Source organism: Pseudarthrobacter sulfonivorans (assembly GCF_001484605.1).
GTDB classification, from domain to species: domain Bacteria; phylum Actinomycetota; class Actinomycetes; order Actinomycetales; family Micrococcaceae; genus Arthrobacter; species Arthrobacter sulfonivorans_A.
The window spans coordinates 454,899-476,406 of record NZ_CP013747.1 but is presented as its reverse complement, the minus strand read 5'-3'; the positions used below and the strand labels follow the sequence as shown (position 1 = coordinate 476,406).

Annotated in this window: 24 protein-coding genes, 6 tRNA genes and 1 riboswitch; of the genes, 15 read left to right on the top strand and 15 right to left on the bottom strand. The window is 66.4% G+C overall.

Going from position 1 to position 21,508, the window contains the following annotated elements; translation table 11 throughout:
• Window positions 1-16: 16 nt before the first annotated feature.
• The 6 genes from AU252_RS02115 to AU252_RS02090 all read right to left on the bottom strand — a co-directional run bounded on the left by AU252_RS02115 (window position 17) and on the right by AU252_RS02090 (window position 5,210).
• Window positions 17-667, bottom strand: a complete 651-nt coding sequence (locus AU252_RS02115) for a DUF3000 domain-containing protein (protein ID WP_058929308.1) — start codon at window positions 665-667, stop codon at window positions 17-19.
• Between the two features lie 61 nt (window positions 668-728).
• Window positions 729-1,844, bottom strand: a complete 1,116-nt coding sequence (locus AU252_RS02110; protein ID WP_058929307.1) for a threonine aldolase family protein — start codon at window positions 1,842-1,844, stop codon at window positions 729-731.
• Window positions 1,845-1,914: 70 nt separating this feature from the next.
• On the bottom strand, window positions 1,915-2,676 hold the full coding sequence (locus AU252_RS02105) for an SDR family oxidoreductase (RefSeq protein ID WP_083510224.1): 762 nt from the start codon (window positions 2,674-2,676) through the stop codon (window positions 1,915-1,917).
• Window positions 2,673-4,040 (bottom strand): DUF6421 family protein, encoded by a 1,368-nt coding sequence (locus tag AU252_RS02100; RefSeq protein ID WP_058929306.1) that lies wholly within the window; start codon window positions 4,038-4,040, stop codon window positions 2,673-2,675. Before AU252_RS02100 ends, AU252_RS02105 begins: the two co-directional genes overlap by 4 nt.
• A gap of 154 nt (window positions 4,041-4,194) precedes the next feature.
• A complete protein-coding gene (gene msrB, locus AU252_RS02095; RefSeq protein WP_058929305.1) occupies window positions 4,195-4,704 on the bottom strand; it encodes a peptide-methionine (R)-S-oxide reductase MsrB in 510 nt (169 codons plus the stop codon).
• Window positions 4,705-4,718: 14 nt separating this feature from the next.
• Window positions 4,719-5,210 (bottom strand): hypothetical protein, encoded by a 492-nt coding sequence (locus AU252_RS02090; RefSeq protein ID WP_058929304.1) that lies wholly within the window; start codon window positions 5,208-5,210, stop codon window positions 4,719-4,721.
• A gap of 219 nt (window positions 5,211-5,429) precedes the next feature.
• On the opposite strand from AU252_RS02090, the gene AU252_RS02085 reads away from it, so the two are divergent.
• The gene (locus AU252_RS02085; RefSeq protein WP_099093418.1) at window positions 5,430-6,632 is read left to right on the top strand and encodes an alpha/beta fold hydrolase; all 1,203 of its coding nucleotides are present in this window, start codon (window positions 5,430-5,432) and stop codon (window positions 6,630-6,632) included.
• Here AU252_RS02085 and ybaK read toward each other — a convergent pair.
• The 3 genes from ybaK to AU252_RS02070 are packed head-to-tail and all read right to left on the bottom strand — an operon-like array spanning window position 6,629 to window position 8,534.
• Complete coding sequence (gene ybaK / locus AU252_RS02080; RefSeq protein ID WP_058929302.1) at window positions 6,629-7,126, bottom strand: Cys-tRNA(Pro) deacylase; 498 nt, start codon at window positions 7,124-7,126, stop codon at window positions 6,629-6,631. The two genes, AU252_RS02085 and ybaK, sit on opposite strands and share 4 nt — an antisense overlap.
• Window positions 7,127-7,150: 24 nt before the next feature.
• Entirely contained in the window at window positions 7,151-7,612 is a 462-nt protein-coding gene (locus AU252_RS02075; RefSeq protein WP_058929301.1) for a SufE family protein, read from the bottom strand.
• A gap of 10 nt (window positions 7,613-7,622) precedes the next feature.
• Window positions 7,623-8,534, bottom strand: a complete 912-nt coding sequence (locus AU252_RS02070; RefSeq protein ID WP_058929300.1) for a sulfurtransferase — start codon at window positions 8,532-8,534, stop codon at window positions 7,623-7,625.
• A 214-nt stretch (window positions 8,535-8,748) separates the two neighbouring features.
• Here AU252_RS02070 and zapE point away from each other — a divergent pair, with 214 nt between their 5' ends.
• Entirely contained in the window at window positions 8,749-9,789 is a 1,041-nt protein-coding gene (zapE, locus tag AU252_RS02065) for a cell division protein ZapE (protein WP_058929299.1), read from the top strand.
• Window positions 9,790-9,902: 113 nt separating this feature from the next.
• On the opposite strand, the gene AU252_RS02060 is transcribed toward zapE, so the two are convergent.
• The 6 genes from AU252_RS02060 to AU252_RS02035 all read right to left on the bottom strand — a co-directional run bounded on the left by AU252_RS02060 (window position 9,903) and on the right by AU252_RS02035 (window position 10,865).
• Window positions 9,903-10,160: an antitoxin gene (locus AU252_RS02060; protein WP_058932698.1), complete on the bottom strand. Its 258-nt coding sequence runs from the start codon at window positions 10,158-10,160 to the stop codon at window positions 9,903-9,905.
• Between the two features lie 153 nt (window positions 10,161-10,313).
• A tRNA-Val gene (locus AU252_RS02055) sits at window positions 10,314-10,385 on the bottom strand.
• A gap of 44 nt (window positions 10,386-10,429) precedes the next feature.
• Window positions 10,430-10,502, bottom strand: a tRNA-Gly gene (locus tag AU252_RS02050).
• Between the two features lie 58 nt (window positions 10,503-10,560).
• Window positions 10,561-10,635, bottom strand: a tRNA-Val gene (locus AU252_RS02045).
• Between the two features lie 39 nt (window positions 10,636-10,674).
• Window positions 10,675-10,745: transfer RNA gene (locus AU252_RS02040), tRNA-Cys, on the bottom strand.
• Window positions 10,746-10,792: 47 nt separating this feature from the next.
• Window positions 10,793-10,865, bottom strand: a tRNA-Gly gene (locus AU252_RS02035).
• A 228-nt stretch (window positions 10,866-11,093) separates the two neighbouring features.
• On the opposite strand from AU252_RS02035, the gene AU252_RS02030 reads away from it, so the two are divergent.
• From AU252_RS02030 to hisG, 13 genes are all read left to right on the top strand, one after another.
• A tRNA-Val gene (locus AU252_RS02030) sits at window positions 11,094-11,165 on the top strand.
• 94 nt (window positions 11,166-11,259) lie between these two features.
• On the top strand, window positions 11,260-12,120 hold the full coding sequence (locus AU252_RS02025) for a cytochrome (protein WP_058929298.1): 861 nt from the start codon (window positions 11,260-11,262) through the stop codon (window positions 12,118-12,120).
• Between the two features lie 123 nt (window positions 12,121-12,243).
• Window positions 12,244-12,852, top strand: coding sequence for a peptide deformylase (gene def, locus AU252_RS02020; RefSeq protein ID WP_058929297.1), 609 nt, complete (start codon window positions 12,244-12,246; stop codon window positions 12,850-12,852).
• Entirely contained in the window at window positions 12,849-13,769 is a 921-nt protein-coding gene (gene fmt / locus AU252_RS02015; protein ID WP_058929296.1) for a methionyl-tRNA formyltransferase, read from the top strand. Before def ends, fmt begins: the two co-directional genes overlap by 4 nt.
• A complete protein-coding gene (locus AU252_RS02010) occupies window positions 13,766-15,355 on the top strand; it encodes an RsmB/NOP family class I SAM-dependent RNA methyltransferase (RefSeq protein ID WP_058929295.1) in 1,590 nt (529 codons plus the stop codon). Before fmt ends, AU252_RS02010 begins: the two co-directional genes overlap by 4 nt.
• Before the next feature lie 18 nt (window positions 15,356-15,373).
• Window positions 15,374-16,054: a ribulose-phosphate 3-epimerase gene (rpe, locus tag AU252_RS02005; RefSeq protein WP_058929294.1), complete on the top strand. Its 681-nt coding sequence runs from the start codon at window positions 15,374-15,376 to the stop codon at window positions 16,052-16,054.
• Window positions 16,055-16,094: 40 nt separating this feature from the next.
• A riboswitch (FMN riboswitch) is annotated at window positions 16,095-16,249 on the top strand.
• A 174-nt stretch (window positions 16,250-16,423) separates the two neighbouring features.
• Complete coding sequence (ribD, locus tag AU252_RS02000) at window positions 16,424-17,542, top strand: bifunctional diaminohydroxyphosphoribosylaminopyrimidine deaminase/5-amino-6-(5-phosphoribosylamino)uracil reductase RibD (protein WP_058929293.1); 1,119 nt, start codon at window positions 16,424-16,426, stop codon at window positions 17,540-17,542.
• On the top strand, window positions 17,542-18,177 hold the full coding sequence (locus tag AU252_RS01995) for a riboflavin synthase (RefSeq protein ID WP_058929292.1): 636 nt from the start codon (window positions 17,542-17,544) through the stop codon (window positions 18,175-18,177). Before ribD ends, AU252_RS01995 begins: the two co-directional genes overlap by 1 nt.
• Entirely contained in the window at window positions 18,174-18,890 is a 717-nt protein-coding gene (gene ribB / locus AU252_RS01990; protein WP_083510223.1) for a 3,4-dihydroxy-2-butanone-4-phosphate synthase, read from the top strand. Before AU252_RS01995 ends, ribB begins: the two co-directional genes overlap by 4 nt.
• Before the next feature lie 10 nt (window positions 18,891-18,900).
• The gene (ribA, locus tag AU252_RS01985; RefSeq protein WP_058929291.1) at window positions 18,901-19,632 is read left to right on the top strand and encodes a GTP cyclohydrolase II; all 732 of its coding nucleotides are present in this window, start codon (window positions 18,901-18,903) and stop codon (window positions 19,630-19,632) included.
• A 17-nt stretch (window positions 19,633-19,649) separates the two neighbouring features.
• A complete protein-coding gene (gene ribH, locus AU252_RS01980) occupies window positions 19,650-20,135 on the top strand; it encodes a 6,7-dimethyl-8-ribityllumazine synthase (protein ID WP_058929290.1) in 486 nt (161 codons plus the stop codon).
• Between the two features lie 114 nt (window positions 20,136-20,249).
• Window positions 20,250-20,513: a phosphoribosyl-ATP diphosphatase gene (locus tag AU252_RS01975; RefSeq protein WP_056345618.1), complete on the top strand. Its 264-nt coding sequence runs from the start codon at window positions 20,250-20,252 to the stop codon at window positions 20,511-20,513.
• Window positions 20,514-20,606: 93 nt separating this feature from the next.
• Window positions 20,607-21,467, top strand: coding sequence for an ATP phosphoribosyltransferase (hisG, locus tag AU252_RS01970; protein WP_058929289.1), 861 nt, complete (start codon window positions 20,607-20,609; stop codon window positions 21,465-21,467).
• Window positions 21,468-21,508: the final 41 nt, after the last annotated feature.

Here is a 21,508-nt window from a genome sequence, read left to right as displayed (position 1 = left end):
CCGACAAGGGGCAGTCCTAGTTCCGGCGCCGGCGCGGAAGGGCCGTGACGCCGTCGGGCAGAGGGGGGAGGCCGGCGAACGTGCAGACCATGTCTGACCACGCCTCCAGATGGGCAGTAACGTCCGAGGACTCCGGTGTCCAGGAGGCGCGCAGCTCGATATCGATCGATCCGGGCCGGTCGGAAAGTGTTCCAAAGCTCTCCGACAGGACGCGCGTGGCGGTCCCGCCGGCCGCCCGGTAGGGGGCCTTGTGGTTCTCCAGCGCCTCGACCAGCCAGGTCCAGGCGACGGTGCCCAGCATTTCGTCGTTGCCCATTTCGGGCTCAAGCTGGGCCCGGATGTAGGTGACAATCCGGAATTCGCCGTCCCATACTGCTGAGCCTTCGGGGTCGTGCAGCAGGATGAAGCGGCCCGTGGCCAGCTCGGTGTCGTCGTCGTCCTCGGTCCCGGACGCCGCCGCCAGAGCCATGGCGGCGGGCCCGTGGACGGGCGTGGTGCCGCTGCCCGGTCCGGGCGCCATGACCTCGGCCCCGAGTGCCACGGCGAACGGTGCCAGGCGCGCCGGGGCGGGAATTTCCGCCAGGCGCAGTTCACTGCGGCATTGGGCCTTCCTGAGGGTTCCCAAGGCGTGGAGAAAATCCGGGGGAACCTGGGCTAGTGCGTTCACCTTCGCAGATTACGCAACAGCAGGGGGCGGGCAGTGCAGGCTCGCCGTCGGCCGGTCCATGCTATCCGGCTTCCGTGCCCGCGTGGTGGGCCGCGAGTTCCCGTCGGATCGCGGCCACAAAGGCGTCGACGTCGTCCTGGCTGGTGTCGAAGGAGCACATCCAGCGGACTTCGCGGGCGGCTTCATCCCAATCGTAGAACCGGAAGGACTCCCGCAGCCGGTCAGCTATGCCGGCCGGCAGGACGGCGAACACGCCGTTGGACTCCGTCTTCTGTGTGGGCTCCACTCCCTCGATCGTGTCCACCGCGGCGCGGAGGCGGGCGGCCATGGCGTTGGCGTGCGACGCCGAACGGAGCCACAGGTCGCCTTCCAGCAGGGCGATGAACTGGGCGGACAGGAAGCGCATTTTCGAGGCCAGCTGCATGTTCATCTTGCGCAGGAACTTCAGGCCGTGGGCCGCTTCGGGGTTCAGGGCCACCACCACTTCGCCGTACAGCAGCCCGTTTTTGGTGCCGCCGAAGGAGAGGATGTCCACGCCGGCGTCGCGCGTGAAAGCCCGCAGCGGCACGTCCAGGTGCGCGGCCGCGTTGGCCAGCCGCGCGCCGTCCATGTGGAGCTTCATGCCCTTGGCGTGGGCATGATCGGCAATAGCCCGGACCTCATCCGGGGTGTAGCAGGTGCCAAGCTCGGTGGTCTGCGTGATGGACACTGCCAGCGGCTGTGCCCGGTGTTCATCGCCCCAGCCCCACGCCTCGCGGTCAATCAGCTCCGGCGTCAGCTTGCCGTCCGGGGTGGGGACATGCAGGAGTTTGATCCCGCCGATCCGTTCCGGAGCGCCGTTTTCGTCCATGTTGATGTGCGCCGTCGAAGCGCACACCACAGCACCCCAGCGCGGGAGCAGCGACTGCAGGGACAGCACGTTGGCCCCCGTGCCGTTGAACACCGGGAAACATTCGATGCCCGCGCCGAAGTGATCCTCCATCAGCCCCTGCAGCCGTGCCGTGTAGTCGTCCTCGCCGTAGGACACCTGGTGGCCCTCGTTGGCTGCCGCGAGGGCGGCCAGGACCTCGGGGTGCACACCGGAGTAGTTGTCCGAGGCGAAACCGCGGATGGACGCGTCATGCAGCCGGGCGGCGGGATTTTCAAGCCGGGGGGCAGCATCTGCCGTAGTTGTCATTGCTTTGCTCACGTTCTCAGTCTAGGGAGGTCGGGTCCGGCCGGTCAGGGGCCAGTCTGGGGATTTGCGGTCAGGGGGTCAGGAGCAAGCGCCGGCCGTTCAGTTCGGCTGCCGGACGGCTGAACAGTCCGACGACGGCGGCGGCCAGGTCCTCGACGTCGGTGGCACCGGGGAAGGTCCGTTCCGGGTGCGCCTTCCGGAGTTCCGCGTCCACCAGCGCTTTCACCACCAGGACGACGGCGGCGCCGCGCAAGGCGGTGCCCTCATTCGCGGCCTCGCGGGCCAGCCCCTCCGCCATCGCCAGTGTCCAGGTCTCGGCGGCGGCCTTTGCCGCCACGTAGCTGGCCGTCGCTGCTGTGGGCTTGTCCACCGCGGTGGAGGACACCATGGCAAACCGTCCGGCTCCGGCGGCGGCCAGGTCGGCGTAAAAGGCCCGGGAGACATTCCGGAGCGTGGTGATGGCGCCGCGCTCCAGGAAGTCCCAGTCGGCGTCGCTTTGGTCCGTGATGCCCGCAGCGCCGCGCCAGCCGCCCACGAGGTGGATGACTCCATCCATCGCTCCGGCGGTGCCCGCCAGGGTCTTCCGGAGGGCCTGAACGTCAGCGGGATCCGCAAGATCGCACACCAGGGAAGTGACGCCGTCGCCCGCCTGCCGTGCGGCAGCGTCGATGCGCGTGCTGTCCGAGCCGACCGTAAAGACCCGGAAGCCCGCCTGGTGCAACGCCCGGGCCACCGCGATCCCGGAGGGTCCGCTGCCGCCCGTGACCAGGACGTTCAGCCCGAGGGCATTATCCGGAACAGGTACAACGTGCGGGGCGCCGGGTTCGCTCACAGCGCGGACGCTCCGGTGATGCCGGCGGTGGATTCGATGACTGGACGCATTTTCTTCTCCAAGGCTTCGTAGAACATGGACAGCGGAAATTCGTCGTCCAGCACCTGGTCGGTGAGGCCGCGGGGCGGACCGGCGACGGGAAGCGCGTCGGGGCCCTTGGCCCATACTGATGCGGGGTTGGGCGTGAGTGTGGCGGAGATCAGCTGGTACGCGGCAAGCCAATGGGCCATTTTTGGCCGGTCAATGGAGCGCCAGTAGAGCTCGTCGATCGAGGCGCCGAGGGCGATCACCGCGTCCGCCACCTGGTCCCAGTCGATGCTGAGCCGGCTGTCGGTCCAGTGCAGGACGTGGTGCTGGTGCAGCCAGGCGAAGAGCAACTGTCCGCCGAGGCCGTCGTAGTTGCGCACCCGGTTGCCGGTGATCGCGAAGCGGAAGATCCGGTCGAAGATGATGGCGTACTGGACCAGTTTCGCGTGCCGGCGAGCTTCCGGCCCGGCGTCTTCGTCCTGTTCGATCCGGACGGATTCCCGGAAGGCTGTGAGGTCGCAACGGAGTTCTTCCAGCGAATACAGGAAATAGGGCATCCGCTGCTTGATCATGAACGGGTCAAAGGGCAGGTCGCCGCGCATGTGGGTCCGGTCATGGATCAGGTCCCACATCACAAACGTGGCCTCGGTCAGTTCCTGGTCGGCCAGGAGTTCCGCGGCGCCCGCGGGCAGGTCCAGGGAGGTGATGTCTGCGGCCGCGCGCAGGACCCGGCGGAACCGGGCAGCTTCACGGTCCGCAAAAATAGCGCCCCAGGTGAAGGTGGGTGTCGCCCGGACAGCAACGGTTTCGGGGAACAGCACCGCCGAGTTGGTGTTGTAACCGTGGGTGAAGTCCAGGAACCGGATGGGCACAAAGAGCTTGTTGGAATAGTCCCCGGCCTCAAGGCCGGCCACAAAATCGGGCCAGATGACCTCGATCAGTACGGCCTCCACCAGTCGGCTGCTGCTTCCGTTCTGGGTGTACATGGGGAAGATGACAACATGCTGCAGGCCATCCTGGCGCTGCAGCTGGGGCTGGAACGCCAGCAGCGATGCGAGGAAGTCCGGGACGGCGAATCCAGCCGTGGCCCAAGCCTGGAAATCAGCGACGACGGCGTCAAGATAGGCCGCGTCGTGCGGGAACAGCGGTGCCAGTTCGGCAAGCGACTCGGTGATGGCGGCAACCTGCAGGGTTGCCTCGGCGTGATGGCCGGCATCAGGCACGGAGCCGTCCTGGACCTGCAGGGCCTGCAGGGATTCGGCGGCGCTCCTGAGGCGGAGCCAGGCGGGATTTTCGGCGGTGATCCTCGTAGGGGCCACGGTCACGGTGACGGTCATGGTGCGACTGCCTTTCTCATTGCTTGGGGCATCTACGGCGAGCGTAGCAAGCAACCAGAGTCTCTAACTCAAATCGAGCCTGAGCATAAGATACTCTCGGGCTCGAGGCGCCTCGCGGCTCCGCCAGATGTAGGCGGAGCCACGGCTGGCGGACTCAGGACTTCGTGGATTCGTCCCCCGCAGCGCCGCGCGGCACCAGTTTCAGGGACACCGAATTGATGCAGAAGCGCTGGTCCGTGGGCGTGCCGTAGCCCTCACCCTCAAATACGTGGCCCAGGTGTGAATCACAGTGCGCGCACCGTACCTCCACCCGCTTCATGCCGAGCGTCCGGTCGTGGATGTAACGGACGGTGCCTTCGGCGAGCGGTGCCCAGAAGGACGGCCAGCCACAATGCGAGTCGAATTTTTCGTTGCTCCGGAAGAGCTCGGTGCCACAGGCACGGCATTGGTAGACACCCTCAGTATGGGTGTCCACGTACTCGCCGGTGAAGGGGCGCTCCGTACCCGCCTGCCGCAGCACGTGGTATTCCTCCGGTGTGAGTTCCTGCCGCCACTCGGCGTCGGATTTCCGGTAGGCCGGTTCCGCAGCGACGGAATCGGCGGCCGGACCGGGGACGGAATCCGTGGCCTTGTTCTCGAAGATGCTCTTACCAAAGATGCTCATGGTCAGCTCAACGCTCAGGAGTCGCCGATAAATCCCGAACCGGCATACAGGTGGAGCACGGGGAGCCCTAACTGGTCCTGGGCTTTGTTGGCCCAGTCCGTGTGGAACGTATCCGCAACTGCGTGAGGACGGGTGATCACCACTGCCTGGGCTGCGCCGAGTTCCTTGACCTTGGCAACGAGGCCTTTGACGGCCCCACCGTCCACTACCTCGCCCGTTACCCCTGCGCCCAGCCCCTCCAAGGCGGCAAGCGAGACGGCCAGCGTCTCGGCGGCCTCGGCCCGTTGAACGGTGGGATCCGGGGCGTGGGCGGTCAGTTCGCGGAACGCCTTAGCAACGTCCAGCAGGGAGAGATTCTCAAGGAAATCCACCAGCAGATGCCGTTCAGTGTTCCCTGGAACCAGCAGGACAAGGGGAGTGTCCTGCCCGTCCACCAGGCGTTCTATGTTGACGCGGTCGTCCGCGCCCAGGGGTTCTTCGGTCAGGATGACGATTGGATCGCTCATGGCATCAGCCTAGTCGTGCGCACCGGCGCCTGCATCCATTTGGGCCGCACGATGCGCGCGGTGTCATGCGCGCGGCGTCCCCGGGGCCGGCAGAATTCCGATGCCACGTGCCGGACGGAATATGGTCAACCCGTCTGCGGCAGTAAGAATGGTTCCATGGCACCTTCCACGCGCACCTCCACGTTGACGGCGGCAGTTCCGACCCAGGCCGACGGCCGTATGTCGCTGCGCGCCAAATGGGCGCTCGGCGGCGTCATTGGCGGCGGGGCCCTTGCCGGCCTGCTGGCCACAGGCTCCTCCGCGCTGGCGCTTTATTTCGCCCGGCGTGTGATCACCCCCGTCCGGCAGCGGACGGCGGACCAGGAAGTCCTCGCCGTGCTCCGGGAAGGAGGCGGCCGCCAGGTCATCCTGACAGCCACTCCGGAGACCACTGTGGAGGGCGTCTATGGGTTGTTTTTCGACGGCGGGAAGGGGCACGCCCGGATCGGGCGGATCGTTTCCTATTCGCCGGCGGACGGCACGGTCCTGCGCGAAGTGGAAGCCGTCTATGCCGGCGATCTTGATACGGCCCGCCGCGGATGGTGGAGCGGTGCGCTCTACCCGGATCCCGCTGCCGCCGGCTTTGCGGCGGAGGACGTGCAGATCGACGTCGACGGCGGCACAGCACCGGCGTGGCTGGTCCGGGCCGGCGGACCTGCCCGTACCTGGGCAGTCATGGTTCACGGCCGCGGGGCCACCCGCCAGGAGGCCCTCCGTGCCGTAGGCCCCGCCCTCGAACTGGGGCTCACCAGCCTGCTGGTCTCTTACCGCAATGACGGGTTGGCGCCGTCGGCCGAGGATGGCCGGTACGGCCTGGGATCCACGGAATGGCATGACGTGGAGGCGGCCATCGAGTTCGCCCTGGCCAACGGCGCCGAGGAAATTGTCCTCTTCGGCTGGTCCATGGGCGGCGCCATCTGCCTGCAGACGGCCGATCTGTCGCCTCACCGTCACCTGATCCGGGCCATGGTCCTGGATGCGCCTGTTATCAACTGGGTCAATGTGCTGGCCCACCATGCGCAGATCAACCGCATTCCGTCCCTTGTGGGCCGCTACGGGCAGCTGATGCTGGGCCACCCCGTGGGCCGCAGGCTCACCGGCCTGGCCGCACCCGTGGACCTCAAGGCCATGGACTGGGTGGCGCGCGCCGTCGAAGTCCGGACGCCCACCCTGATCATCCACAGCGTTGATGACGAGTACGTCCCCTATGAGCCCTCCGCCCTCCTGGGTGAGCGGAATCCGGACATGGTCACGTTCGAAACGTTCAATCACGCCAGGCACACCAAGGAATGGAATGTCGATCCCGAGCGCTGGGAGAACCTGATCAAGGCGTGGCTCCGGCCCCAGTTGGCTCCGCGGCTTAATCCCGGCCAGAACCGCTAAAGCGTGCGGGTGCCGATGGCGGCTGTCACCGCGGACGTCAGCCGGATGAGGTCGGCCGGCGCAAGCTCAACGTCCAGGCCGCGTTTGCCACCGGAAACCAGCATCGTTCCCAGATTGAGGGCGCTGCTGTCCACCACCGTGGGTGATGACTGGCGCTGGCCCAGCGGCGAGATCCCGCCCAGGACGTAGCCCGTGCGGCGTTCAGCAGCCGCAGGATCTGCCATCGAAGCCTTCTTGGCGCCCAGGGCGGCCGCGAATGCCTTCAGGTCAAGGTTTCCGCTGACCGGCACAACCCCCACGGCCAGCCGGCCCTCCACTTCCACCATGAGGGTTTTGAAGACCTTCTCCGGGGCGATGCCCAGGGCTTCGGCGGCTTCCGTGCCGTAGCTGGCCGCGGAAGGATCGTGGGCATACGGATGCAGCACAAAAGGAACGCCGGCTGCAGCCAGTGCGGCTGTGGCCGGCGTTCCGTTTGAAGAACTTTTGCGTCCCAAAGCGTTCCGTTTCCGGTCAGGGGATCAGGACACGGACCGGGACGTTGCGGCGACCTTGCGCTTGATCCGTCCCAGCATGGCGGTCATGCCGCGCATCCGCAGTGGCGTGATGGCCCGCGTCAGGCCCAGCAGCTCCGGCATATCGTCCGGCACCGCCAGGATTTCGGCGGCGCTGAGTCCGTCGAGCCCCTCGTGGAGCACACCGGCGAAACCCCGCGTGGTAGGGGCTTCCGGTGGCGCCTTGAAGTAGAGCCGAACGGCGTCGGCCGGGCCGGCGTCGTTCTTTTCCGTTTCAATGGTCAGGAACAGCGGCGACTGGCATTCCACCACCTGCTCCAGGAGCTCGGGGTGGTCCTTCAGCCGGTCAGGCAACTCCGGCAGTCCGCGCGAGAACTCAAGCAGCAACTGAAGCCGATCGGGTTCGGTCAGGGCCTGGAAGTCATCGACGATTTCCGCCAGCGCGGCGGGCAGGTCATGTGTAGTCATCTGTTCCAGTTTACGCCGGGACCGTGCCGCGTTCCGTGCCCTTGGCGATGGGAACCCGGACCGCGTTGCCCCACTCGGTCCAGGAGCCGTCGTAGTTCCGGACGGTATCAAAGCCCAGCAGGTACTTGAGGGCGAACCAGGTGTGGCTGGAACGCTCGCCGATGCGGCAGTAGGCCACCACGTCATCGCCCGCGGTCAGCCCGGCCTCGCCCAGGTAGAGAGCCTCGAGCTCTTCCCGGCTGCGGTACGTTCCGTCCGGCGCAGCGGCACGCGCCCAGGGAATGGATGCAGCCGTAGGAATGTGGCCGCCGCGGAGCGCACCTTCCTCCGGGTAGGCCGGCATGTGGGTCCGCTGGCCGGTGTATTCCTCGGGGGAGCGGACGTCAATGAGCGGCTTGCCGAAGTGTGCCAGCACATCTTCCTTGAACGCGCGGATGGGGGCATCGTTGCGCTCCACCACCGGGTAGTCGCCGGGCGCCGGGGAGGTCTGCTCCGTGGTCAGGTCACGGCCTTCGGCGATCCACTTGTCCCGGCCGCCGTCGAGCAGCCGGACATCCTCGTGGCCGAACAGGGTGAAGACCCAGAGCGCATAGGCGGCCCACCAGTTGGACTTGTCCCCGTAGATGACCACCGTGGTGTCGCGGGAGATGCCCTTGGCAGCGGCCAGGGCGGAGAACGCCTCACCGTTGACGTAATCGCGGGTCACATCATCGTTAAGGTCCGTGTGCCAGTCGATTTTGACTGATCCGGGGATATGGCCGGTCTCGTAAAGGAGGACGTCCTCGTCGGACTCGACCACCACCAGCTTTCCGGCCGCCAAGGCGCCGCTTTGGAGGGCGGCTGCGAGCCATTCGGTGGACACCAGGCGCTCCGGGCTGGCGTAGGCGGCGAACTTCTCGTTCTGTTCAACTGCGTAGGACATGGTGATGGCCTTTCACTGAGACACACGGCGGATGCTGTAGAAGGAAAACCTGCCTCCCACACTAGCCACGGCCGGCCGCCCTGTCCGCCCCCTTGTTAACAGTGGGAAATATGGCCTTCGTCACGCCGGGGTCCTTGCCGGCCGGATGGCGGGGGAGGGCCGGGCTGTTGCCGGTATTCTTTCTGGGGACAACCCACCAGCAGAACGGACCACCTTGGTACAGATCGAACAGCTTGCCGCCCGCACTCCGGCGGTTTCGGTGGATGAGCTCCTCAAGGGCTTTTATCCGTCCCCACGGTTTGGCCAGGTCTCCTTCGCCAGCTACCGGCCGGACCAGAACCAGCCGTCCCAGGCGGCGGCGGTCAAAGCGTTGGAAGGATTCGCCGGGGGAGTTGGGGCCGGCGACGGCGACGGCCTGTTCAAGAAGCTCTTCACCAAGAAAAAAGTGGCTGCCAGGGCGGGGATCTACCTCGACGGCGGATTCGGCGTTGGCAAGACCCACCTGCTGGCCTCGCTGTGGCATGCCGCCCCGGGCCCTAAGGCCTTCGGCACATTCGTGGAATACACCAACCTGGTGGGGGCACTTTCCTTCCGCAAGACTGTTGAAGCGCTGAGCCACTACAAGCTGGTGTGCATCGACGAATTCGAGCTTGATGATCCGGGTGACACCGTCCTGATGTCCCGCCTCATGCGTGAACTGGCCGACGCCGGCGTCAAGCTTGCTGCCACGTCCAACACCCTGCCGGGTTCGCTGGGTGACGGCCGCTTTGCCGCCGTCGACTTTGCCCGGGAAATCCAGGTCCTGGCGGACCAGTTCGACGTCATCAGGATCGACGGCGAGGACTTCCGCCACCGTGGCCTGCCCGCCGCCCCGGCGCCGCTGAAGAACAGCCAGCTGGCTGCACAGATGAGGGCCGAGTTCGACGGTAAGACCGTGGCGGAGGACGAATTCAGTTCACTGATCGGCCACCTGGCCGGTGTCCACCCGAGCCGTTACCGGCAGCTCATCGACGGCATCGACGGCGTCGTGTGGCGAAACGTGGAGACCATCACCGAACAGGCCGTGGCGCTGCGGTTCGTGGTGTTGGCCGACCGCCTATACGACAAGGATGTGCCCATCCTGGCCAGCGGCGTCCCCTTCGACAAGCTCTTTACGGACGAGATGATGCACGGCGGGTACACCAAGAAGTATTTCCGTGCCGTATCCCGCCTGACCGCGCTGGCCCGCGAGGGCCAGAACCACGAGCCGTCCTAGGCGGCGGCCGGGGAAGCCGGACAGTCAGTTAAACGCCAAAGGTGCAGGTGCCGCCTCCCGGCGGGACCTGCACCCCCTTGACGTGCTAGGGCAATGCCCTGGCCAAATCCTTGTTACGGAGCCTTGTCAACCGGCGGAACCGGGTTGACTGGCGGAGTCTGCTCGGTGGCAGGCGCTACGCCGGGTGTTCCGTCGTTCTTGTCAACGAGCTTGGAAGCGCCCTCCTGGACTTTGTCCACGTGACCGGCGTACTTACCGCCAGTCTTTGAGTCGACGAAATCGCCGGCTTTCGTGATGCCGTCCTTGATGGCCCGCTCGTTGCCGTGGATGAGACCCTGAGCCTTGCCCTTAAGATCGTCAATCAGTCCCACGAGCACCTCCCTTCAATCGCGGAGCCAGTTCGCTCCTCCGCAACCGATCCTAGCCCTGTCTGCCGGGTGTGCCAAGGGCTGTGACAAATGTTGTCAAGTCGCGGCAGGCCTTTTCGGGCAACAAAAAAGCAGCTCACGGGGAGCTGCTATGTGTGGGCGATACTGGGATCGAACCAGTGACCTCTTCCGTGTCAGGGAAGCGCGCTACCGCTGCGCCAATCGCCCGGAACCGGTAGGCCGGCCATTTCGGATTTATTACTGGGGTAGAGAGCGGACGACGAGATTCGAACTCGCGACATCCACCTTGGCAAGGTGGTGCTCTACCAGCTGAGCTACGTCCGCGTATGAAGTACAGCCTGGCCGGTGGCCTGGAGTACTGCATGAAGCAAGTTTCCTTGCTTGGTGGGCGATACTGGGATCGAACCAGTGACCTCTTCCGTGTCAGGGAAGCGCGCTACCGCTGCGCCAATCGCCCATTTCGTCCGGCGTGAACCGGAATCCATGGTTTTCACCGAGGTGGGTACGGGATTCGAACCCGTGTGAACGGCTTTGCAGGCCGCTGCCTCGCCTCTCGGCCAACCCACCGTGTAAGCTCCGATTCCGAAAAATCTTTGCCGTGACAGTGTCCTGCGAGCGGACGACGAGATTCGAACTCGCGACATCCACCTTGGCAAGGTGGTGCTCTACCAGCTGAGCTACGTCCGCATTTGGGCCGCTGAATCCGTGCCGTTTCGGGCATTTCCTCGCGTTCCAACGAGTAAGAACTCTATAGGAGGTTCAGGGATTCTCCAAATCGAGCGTGCCTCGACGGCGGCGATGCCCCTGGATCCCTGCAATCTAGGGGATTTTTCTAATTACAGGCGTGTAATTCGAGCCTGGCCCCGGCTCGATTTCCATAAACCCCGCCGCGTCGGCTAGCATTCAAAGGCATCGGGGCGATTGGCGCAGTGGTAGCGCGCTTCGTTCACACCGAAGAGGTCACTGGTTCGAACCCAGTATCGCCCACCGAGGAATCTGGTCCGTTTCCGCTCAGCCGAGCGGAAACGGACCTTTTTTGTGTGCCCGCCATTCTGTCAGCCCCTTGTGAAAGAGTCTTTGTATGACTGATCCACTCCTTGCCCACGCCACGGAATATGGCCGCATGTATGCGCGGTCCACCTCCGAACAGTTCTCCGTTCCGTCCATCACCACCGTCATCGGCCAGCAGCCGCACGGACTGGACGGCTGGTTCGGTTACATGGGCGCCAGCAGCCTGGCGAAGGATCCGTTGCTGGCCGATTGCCTGGGCAGTCCGGCGAAAATCCGGCAGGCCGTCAACCGGGCCTCCAAGGCAGCGGAAAAATACCGGGACGAGGCAGCCAAGCGTGGTGACCGCGTCCATAACTACTGCGAGCAGGTTGCGCTCCGTGCCCTGGGCCGGCCCCACACCATGAAGGAAACCCGCGAGGCCCTGGCAGCCAACGGCGAGGAAGGCTTTGCCCTGAGGTTCGATGAGTGGTGGGACCTCTACAGCGTGGAACCCATCGCACCGGAAATCACCGTCTGGAACAAGTCAGTGGGCTACGCCGGGACGCTGGACCTCGTGGCCAGGATCAACGGCCGGATCTGCGTTATTGACTACAAGACCAAGGGCACCACGCGGGACGGCGCCGTCAAGCCGCTGGATGACAAGGTGGTCATGCAACTGGTAGCCGGCATGAAGGCCGAAGAAAGCCTCGTGGACCCGGTGGCCGGGGAATGGGAGCCCTGGAAGTACGGCGAGAACCCGCTCCTGTTGGCGGTGGCCATCGGGGAGACGGAAGTCCGTCCGGTCCGCGCCAACCCCGACGTCCTCAAGCACCACTGGTGGAAGTTCTGCGCCCTGCGCCGGGTCTGGGAACTGTCCGCCGATACACTCGCCGCCGGTTCTGCGCTTCTTCCGGTGGCTCCGCCCGTCTCCTCGCAGGCCCGCAGCGCCTAGGGCCGCACGTGTGCCCGGGCTCCGACTGCCGGGAGTCCGTCTGTCCGGAGTCCCGGGACCTGCGCCCCTGCACCTAAACTGGATAGGTTCCCCGTTAACGCCCACCGTGAGGAAAGACAGCACATGGCCATTCTGAATATCCGCATCATCGGTGATCCTGTGCTCCGCACAGTGGCCGATCCCGTGACGGAATTCGGTCCTGAGCTCGCCAAGCTGGTTGCGGACATGACGGAAACCATGGAGGACGTGGACGGCGCCGGCCTCGCCGCTCCGCAGATAGGCGTCAGCCAGCGGGTCTTCACCTACCGGATCGACGGCGTGGAGGGCCACGTCATCAATCCGGTCCTGGAAAACAGCGAGGACTACCAGGCGGACCACGTTGAGGGCTGCCTGTCCATCCCCGGCCTGGCGTTCCCGGTCCGCCGCTTCCGCGCCACACGCGCCACCGGCGTTGACCTGAATGGAAATCCTGTGGCTGTGGAGGGGGAGGGCATGCTGGCCCGTTGCTTCCAGCACGAGACGGACCACCTGGACGGCATCCTCTTCACCGACAGGCTGGAAGGCGAGGACCGGAAGACGGCCCTGCGTTCCATCCGCAATGCCAACTATGACGCCATTACGGAACGCACGACGACGAAGCGCGCCAAGACGGTCGGGTCCAGTTTCGGGGGCTCGAGCTCTGGAGGCGCGAGCTCTGGTGGGGCCAGCTTCGGCGGCGGCGCCACCACATGAGGGTACTTTTTGCCGGCACCCCCGCCGTGGCCGTCCCGTCCCTTGATGCCCTCGTTGAGGCCGGCTTTGAAATCGTTGCCGTCCTGACCCGTCCCGACGCGCCGATAGGGCGCAAACGGGTGCTGACGCCGTCGCCCGTTGCCGCCCGCGCCGCCGAGCTGGGAATCGACATCATCCACGCCACCCGCGTGGACGAGGCCGTGACGGCGAAAATCGCCGCGGCCAAGCCGGATGTGGCCGCCATCGTGGCCTACGGCGGACTGATTCCGCGCCCCGCCCTGGATGTTCCCCCGCATGGTTGGATCAACCTGCACTTTTCCCTGCTTCCCGCATGGCGTGGCGCTGCCCCCGTGCAGCGGGCCGTGATGGCCGGCGACGACGTCACCGGGGCAGTCACCTTCCTGTTGGAAGAAGGGTTGGACACCGGCCCGGTCTTCGGAACGCTGACCGAGGGCGTTGGCCCGGAGGACACCGCCGGAGCGCTGCTGGAGCGGCTGTCCCGCAGCGGGGCCGTGCTCCTTGCCCAGACGCTGTCCGCCGTTGAAGCCGGGAGGGCAGCTGCACAGCAGCAGGTCGGCGACGTTTCACTGGCCCCCAAGCTGACCATCGATGACGGCCGGCTCGACTGGAAGCAGCCCGCCCTGGCGATCGGCAGGCGCGCCCGCGGCGTAACTCCCGAGCCCGGCGCCTGGACCACCCTGGACGGACAGCGCGTCAAACTCGAACCTGTCCGGCTCCGGCCAGGCGACACTGACCTGCAACCCGGCGCGGTATTCCTGGACGGCAAGAGCGTCCTGGTGGGCACCGGATCCCACGCCGTGGAGCTGACGAGGATCCAGCCTTCGGGCAAAAAGATGATGGCCGCCGCTGACTGGGCGCGTGGCATGGCAACACTGGAAAGCGTGGTCTTCGAATGAGCGAATCCGGCGGTAATGCAGGCGGCACGGGCGGCAGCGGCAGCGGCGCCCCGGGCGGCGGACGCGGCAACAGCGGACGGGGCAAGGGCGGGCCGCGGGATTCCAGCCAGCGCAACGCCCAGGGCCGCGAACGCAACCGCCCCTCCCAGCGGAGCTTCACCGAAAACGCTCCTGCGCAGCGGACCCGCCGGGCGGACCCCGCGCGGCTGGTGGCTTTTGAAGTCCTGCGCGCGGTAGCCGCCGAGGACGCCTACGCCAACCTGGTGCTCCCGTCCCGCATCCGCCATCACGGCCTGGACAAGCGCGACGCCGGCTTCGCCACCGAGCTTAGCTACGGCGCCCTGCGCGGCCAGGGCACGTACGATGCCATCCTGGCCCGCTGCGTTGACCGGCCGCTGGACCAGCTTGACCCTGCCATTCTCGACGCCCTGCGGATCGGTACCCATCAGCTGCTGGCCATGCGCGTCCCGGCCCATGCCGCCCTGGATCAGACGGTTGGCCTGGCCCGCGCCGTCATCGGCGCCGGACCCTCCGCCCTGATCAACGCAGTATTGCGGAAAGTCACGGCGCACACCCTGGAGGAGTGGCTTGAGATCCTCGTGGCCGGTGAAAGCGACGAAACCACCATCGCGTCCCTCCGGTACGCCCACCCCGAATGGATTGTTCGGGCCATGCGCCAGTCGTTGGTGGCCCATGGACGGTCAGCCGCCGAAATCAACGACCTGCTGGAAGCCGATAACGCGGCTCCGGTGGTTAACCTCGTGGCCCTGCCCGGCCTGGGCAGCCTGGATGAAGCTCTGGAGGGCGGGGCAACCCCCGGTGAACTAGTGGAAGGCTCGGCGCTCTCCAGTGGCGGAGATCTGGGCCGCCTCGCCTCCGTGCGGGAAGGCAGCACGCGCGTCCAGGACGTCGGCTCACAGCTGGTGGCCCGCGCCATGGCGGCGGTGGACCTCGATCCCACCGGAAGCCCTGGAGCAGAACGCCCGCACGAAACCTGGCTGGACCTGTGCGCCGGCCCCGGCGGCAAGGCCGCCCTGCTGGGCGCGCTGGCCAACGCCCAGGGTGCCACGCTGCTCGCCAATGAACCGGCCCCGCACCGTGCCAAACTCGTCAGCCAGGCCCTGTCCGCCGTGCCCAGGGATGTCTGGCGCGTCCGGACCGGCGATGGCCGTGACGTGGGCACTGAGCAGCCGGAATCCTTTGACCGGGTCCTGGTGGATGTCCCCTGCAGCGGGCTGGGTGCCCTGCGCCGCAGGCCGGAGTCCCGCTGGCGCCGCACCCCCAAGGACCTCGCGGACCTGGGGCCGCTGCAGCGCGCCCTGCTGAAATCGGCGCTGGACGCCGTCCGCCCCGGCGGAGTGGTTGCCTATGTCACCTGTTCACCCCACCCGGCCGAAACCACGGCAGTGGTCAGCGATGCCCTCCGGAAGCGGGATGACCTGGAGCTGCTGGACGCCGGTGCCGTGCTGGACAGCGTGAGCCTGACCGGGAACCTGGGCGCAGGCCACGATTCCACGGCGCAACTCTGGCCGCACATCCACAGCACCGATGCCATGTTCCTGGCCCTCATCCGGAAGAAAGCCTGACCCGTGAAAGTTTCCCCCATGCCGCAGTGCTGCATCAACCCCAGCATCCTGTCCGCCGACTTCGTCAACCTCGAAGCCGAACTGCAGCGCATCAGCAACGCTGACGCCGTGCACGTGGACGTTATGGACAACCACTTTGTCCCCAACCTCACCTTGGGCTTGCCCGTGGTCCAGCGGATCCAGGCGGTCAGCCCCGTCCCGCTGGACGCCCACCTGATGATCTCCGACGCCGATCGCTGGGCGCCGGGGTTCGCCGACGCGGGGCTGGCCTCAGTGACCTTCCACGCCGAGGCCTCCATTGCCCCGGTCAAACTGGCCCGCGAACTGCGGGCCCGGGGCTCCAAGGCCGGCATGGCGCTGCGCCCTGCGACGGCTGTGGAACCATACCTGGACATGCTTGCGGAACTGGACATGCTCCTGATCATGACCGTGGAGCCGGGCTTCGGCGGCCAGGCGTTCCTGGACTTCACCCTGCCCAAGATCCGCAAGGCCCGGGCAGCCATTGACGGCTCCGGAATCAATGTCGCCCTCCAGGTGGACGGTGGCATTACCGAGGAAACCATTCTGCGGGCGGCCGAAGCAGGTGCCAACGTCTTTGTGGCGGGTTCGGCTGTCTACGGCGCGGAGGACCCGGCAGCAGCCATCGGACGGCTCCGCGAAGCCGGCAGCATCAAGTTACGTGCTGCGTCCGCGGAATAGTCTGGGCCACCTTGTGGTTATGGCAGAATAGCAACACACAATACGTGCTCCGGGGTCGGTGTAAGTCCGAACCGGCGGTGATAGTCCGCGACCCGCGAGCCGGCGCTTTCCCCCTTCAGGGAAGGAACCGGCGGACGGTTGAACTGGTGAAATTCCGGTACCGACAGTTAAAGTCTGGATGAGAGAAGCACGTACAGCTGTATCTGCGGCACCTTTTGGTGCTGCGGCCTTCTGCTGTCGTATACCCCCGGAGCCATCGCGGTTCTAGAGGGAAGGAACGACAACACACATGAACCCCTTGCGATGGCTCTTTGAAGCCAGGATTTCCCATGCTCCGGGAACCGAAGCCACCGGACCGGTGGCCGCCCCATGAACCGGATTGAAATTGTGACGGCTTTCAGTGCCGTCGAAACCGCCGCCATGGACGCCGCGCTGGAAGCAGCCCTGCAGGGCCCGCGCGGAGCGAATCCGCTGGTGGGCGCCGTCGTGATCGATGCGGCCGGCCGCCAGTTGGTGACCGGCTACCACCGCGGCGCCGGCACACCCCACGCGGAAGCCGATGCGATCACCCAGGCTGAGGCCGCCGGGCTGGACCTGAGCGGCTGCACGATGGTGATCACGCTGGAACCCTGTGACCACAGCGGTCGCACGGGGCCCTGCACCCAGGCGATCATTCGTGCCGGAATCACGGACGTGGTCTACGCCGTCGACGACCCGCATGACCCTGCGGCGGGCGGCGCGGCCACCCTCCGGAGGGCCGGGGTGCAGGTCCGCAGCGGGCTCGCTGCCGGCGAATCGTTCGAATTGAACCGTCAGTGGTTCCTCGGAGTGGCCGCACAACGCCCGTTCGTGACGCTGCACATCGCCCAGACCCTGGACAGCCGGATCGCCGCTGAGGATGGCACGAGCCAGTGGATCTCCTCGCCCGAGTCCCTCGCTGACAACCACGGGCTCAGGCGGCGGATCGACGCCATCCTCGTGGGCACGCAGACCGTGCTCGTGGACAACCCCCGGCTGACAGCCCGCGACGCGTCCGGAGCCACAGCCGGCAAACAGCCGCTGCGCGCCGTGATGGGCCTCCGGGACATCCCGGCCGACGCCGCCGTCCGGGGTGATGACGGGAACGTGCTCCACCTGCCCACGCGGGATCCGCGGGAGGCGCTCTCGCTCCTCTACGCGGAGGGAGTCCGCCACGTCATGGTGGAAGGCGGCTCACGCATCCTCAGTTCATTCCTGGCCGCCGGGCTTGTGGACGAACTCATTGTCTACCTTGCCCCCACCCTGCTGGGCTCCGGAACTCCCGCCCTCAACGGACTGGGAATCACCACCCTCGCGGATGCCCGGCACTGGGACTGGGACCCCTCCGACGGCGGCGCCGTCCTGACCCTGGGCCGGGACCTGAGGCTGCACCTCCGTCCAGAACCAACCGAAGCTTTTGAACCACACCTATCCCGCACTGCCGCGGAACCAGCCATGGGAGGCTACTGATGTTTACCGGAATTATTGCCGAACAGGGACAGGTCCTGTCCGTGGAGCGGGACGGCGATGCCAGCGCAACGCTCCGCCTGCGGGCGCCCGGCACCACCGAAGGGCTCGGACTGGGCGGGTCCATTGCCGTCAACGGGGTCTGCCTGACGGCCACCGCCATCGAGGGCAAAGAGTTCAGCGTTGATGTGATGGGCGAAACCCTCGTCCGCAGCACCATCGGCGAACTTGCCGCCGGTGACTCGGTGAACCTTGAGCGCTGCGTTCCCGCCGGCGGCCGGTTGGACGGCCACGTCGTCCAGGGCCACGTCGACGGCGTCGGGCAGCTGCTGGAGCGCGAGGCGCTCGGCAACTGGGAACGCCTCCGGTTCGGCGTGCCGGCCAACCTCGCCCGCTATATAGCGGAGAAGGGCTCCATCGCGATTGACGGCGTCTCGCTCACCGTCACGGCGGTCAGCCCCGCCGCGGAGCCGGAGCCCTGGTTCGAAGTGGGGCTGATCCCCACCACACTGGCAGAGACCGGCCTGGGGGCCAAGGAAACCGGCAGCAGGGTCAACCTGGAAGTGGACGTGCTCGCGAAATACACCGAACGGCTGCTGGCCTTCAGCACCGGCGGAACCACCGGGGGCGAACGATGAACGCCGCCGTTCGGCTGGACCCGGCCGCGGACGCCGGCCCGGTGCCTAGCGTAACCTTCGGACTTGACCCCGTCGAAGATGCCATCCGCGCCATGGCTGCCGGCCGGCCCGTGCTGGTGGTGGACAACGAGGACCGCGAAAACGAAGGCGACATCATCTTTGCCGCACAGCATGCCACCCCTGCCCTTATGGGATGGACCATCCGCTACAGCTCCGGCGTCATCTGCGTCCCCTTGAGCGGGGAGCGCGCCGATGCCCTGGCACTGCCGCCCATGGTGGCAGTGAACGAGGACGCGAAGGGTACGGCGTACACCGTTTCCTGCGACGCGGCAGCCGGTGTCAGCACCGGAATCTCCGCCACGGACCGGGCCCTCACGGCCCGCGTCCTTGCAGACCCCGGCGCCGGACCGGCGGCCGTGACCCGGCCCGGGCATATTTTCCCGCTCCGGGCAGTTAACGGAGGAGTGCGTGAACGCCCCGGCCATACCGAAGCGGCCGTGGACCTCTGCCGGCTCGCCGGACTGGAGCCAGTGGGCGTGATCGCCGAGGTTGTGTACGACGACGGTGAAATGATGCGGCTCGACGGGCTGCGGGGATTCGCCGCTGAACATGGGTGCCCCCTGATCTCGATTGAGGATCTGGTGGCTTACCTTGAAGCAGGGGCCGGGTCTCCCGCCGACAGTGACACCGGGCCGGACGCCCGGGCGGAGTAGAGGAGTAATGATGACGGCTTCCGGAGTTTCGGACGACAGCCACCAGAACGGCCACCACCGGGGGGCATCCGGCAACGGCCGGGCCCACCACCCCGTGAGCGGTGGTCCGATTGTGCAGCTGCCCACGGCATTTGGCGATTTCATTACCCAGGCGTGGACAGACCTGGTTACGGGCGCCGAGCACCTGGCGGTGAGCTCACCCAATCCGCCCAAGGAGGGCGTTGCTCCGCTGGTCAGGCTGCATTCCGAGTGCCTGACCGGCGACGTCTTCGGCTCCTACCGTTGTGACTGCGGCGAACAGCTGGCCTATGCCCTGGAGCTGATCAACGAGTTCGGCGGCACGCTGCTCTACCTGCGCGGGCAGGAAGGCCGGGGGATCGGCCTGGCCAACAAGATCAAGGCCTATGCCCTCCAGGAAGCTGGCTTTGACACCGTGGAGGCCAACGAGCAGCTGGGTCTGCCGGTGGACGCCCGTTGCTACAAGGCGGCCGCCCAGATCCTGGCCGAGATGGGCCTCCACGAGGTCCGGCTCCTGAGCAACAACCCGGACAAAAAGAACAGGCTCGCCAAAGCCGGTGTGAAGGTGGTGGAAATGGTGCCCACCGAGGTGCCGTCCCGTGACCAGAACATCCGCTACCTGCAGACCAAAAAGGACCGCATGGAGCACCGGCTGACGCTGGACACACACGTTGTCACGGTGCCCAGCGGCGCTGTCGACGATTTCGACCACGACCAAAACTGAACGGAACAGATTCACGCATGAGCGGACACGGCGCACCAGATATTGACCTCACCACCCTCAATCCGGCGGAAACGTCGCAGCTGCGGCTGGCCATTGTGGCAGCCAGCTGGCACACCCAGATCATGGACGGACTCCTGGACGGTGCGCTGCGCGCCGCCAGGGACGCGGGCATCAGTGAACCCACCGTACTGCGCGTTCCGGGCGCCTTCGAGCTTCCCGTCGCCGCCGCGCGGCTGGCACCGCACTTTGACGCAGTGGTGGCCCTCGGCGTCGTGATCCGTGGCGGCACGCCGCACTTTGAATACGTCTGCCAGGCGGCGACGTCGGGACTTACCGATGTCAGTGTCTCCACCGGCGTGCCGGTGGGCTTCGGCGTGCTGACCTGCGATACGGAGCAGCAGGGACTGGACCGCGCGGGCCTGCCGGGCTCCAGCGAAGACAAGGGCCATGAAGCGGTGACGGCAGCCCTGGTCACCGCAGTCCTCCTCAAGCAGTACACGTAGCAGCAGGTAGTTGGCAGCGGGCTGCCGGGGCGCGGTGTGTGTTCGCTCACATCGCGCCCGTCATGCAGCGGCCCGAAAGGCGCCCCCGGGCCGGCAGCAAGTAGGCTGTAGGGCGTGAAGAATTTCGAGACGCTGTTCGCTGAACTGAGTGAGAAGGCAGCCACCCGCCCGGCAGGCTCCCGCACCGTCGCTGAATTGGAGTCCGGAGTCCACGGCATTGGCAAGAAAGTCGTGGAGGAAGCAGCCGAAGTGTGGATGGCCGCTGAGTACGAATCCGATGAGGCCACGGCCGAGGAAATCTCCCAGCTGCTCTACCACCTGCAGGTTCTGATGCTCGCTAAAGGCCTGACCCTGGAAGACGTCTACAAGCATCTGTAGCCACTGCTGCACGCGGCGGTCAACAACTGCCTGCCCGTGCCCTGCGTGGCCCGTTTGCCTGATCCACAGACCTCCCAACCAAGAAGGACCCCCATGCTGCGAGTAGCCGTCCCCAACAAAGGCTCCCTGTCCGAAGCCGCCTCCGCCATGCTGTCCGAGGCGGGCTACCGCCAACGCCGCGACACCCGCGAGCTGGTCATGATGGACCCGGACAACGACATTGAGTTCTTCTTCCTCCGCCCCCGCGACATCGCCGTCTACGTCGGCCGGGGAACCCTCGACGTCGGCATCACCGGCCGCGACCTGCTGCTGGACGCCGAGGTGGAGGCCGAGGAACTGCTGCCCCTGGGCTTCGCTGCGTCCACGTTCCGCTTCGCCGGACCCGTAGGTGACTTCGCCGCCGCAGAAGAGCTGGAAGGCAAGCGCCTCGCCACCAGCTACGACGGGCTGCTCCGCGGCTACCTCGCCGAGCGGGGCATCAACGCCAAGGTGGTCCGGCTTGACGGCGCCGTGGAGTCTTCAGTACGCCTCGGCGTAGCTGACGCCATCGCCGACGTCGTGGAAACGGGCAACACCCTCAAGGCCGCCGGGATGGAAATCTTCGGCGAGCCGATCCTCAAGTCTGAAGCTGTCCTGATCCGCCGCACCGGCGATGGCGGAGCCGCGAACGGCACCGCCAAGGAGATTGAAGTCCTGATCCGCCGCCTGCAGGGCGTCCTCGTGGCACGCCAATACGTGCTCATGGACTACGACATCCGCAAGGAACTCGTGGAACAGGCCGCCGCACTGACTCCCGGCCTGGAATCACCCACCGTCTCACCGCTGCGCGACTCCGACTGGGTGGCCGTCCGGTCCATGGTTCCGAAGAAGGAAACCAACCGGATCATGGATGAGCTCTACGACCTCGGCGCCCGCGCCATCCTGGTCAGCAGCATCCACGCCTGCCGTATCTGAGCGTCCCGCCCGGTTCACGCCGCGCCGCAGAACCCACCCGA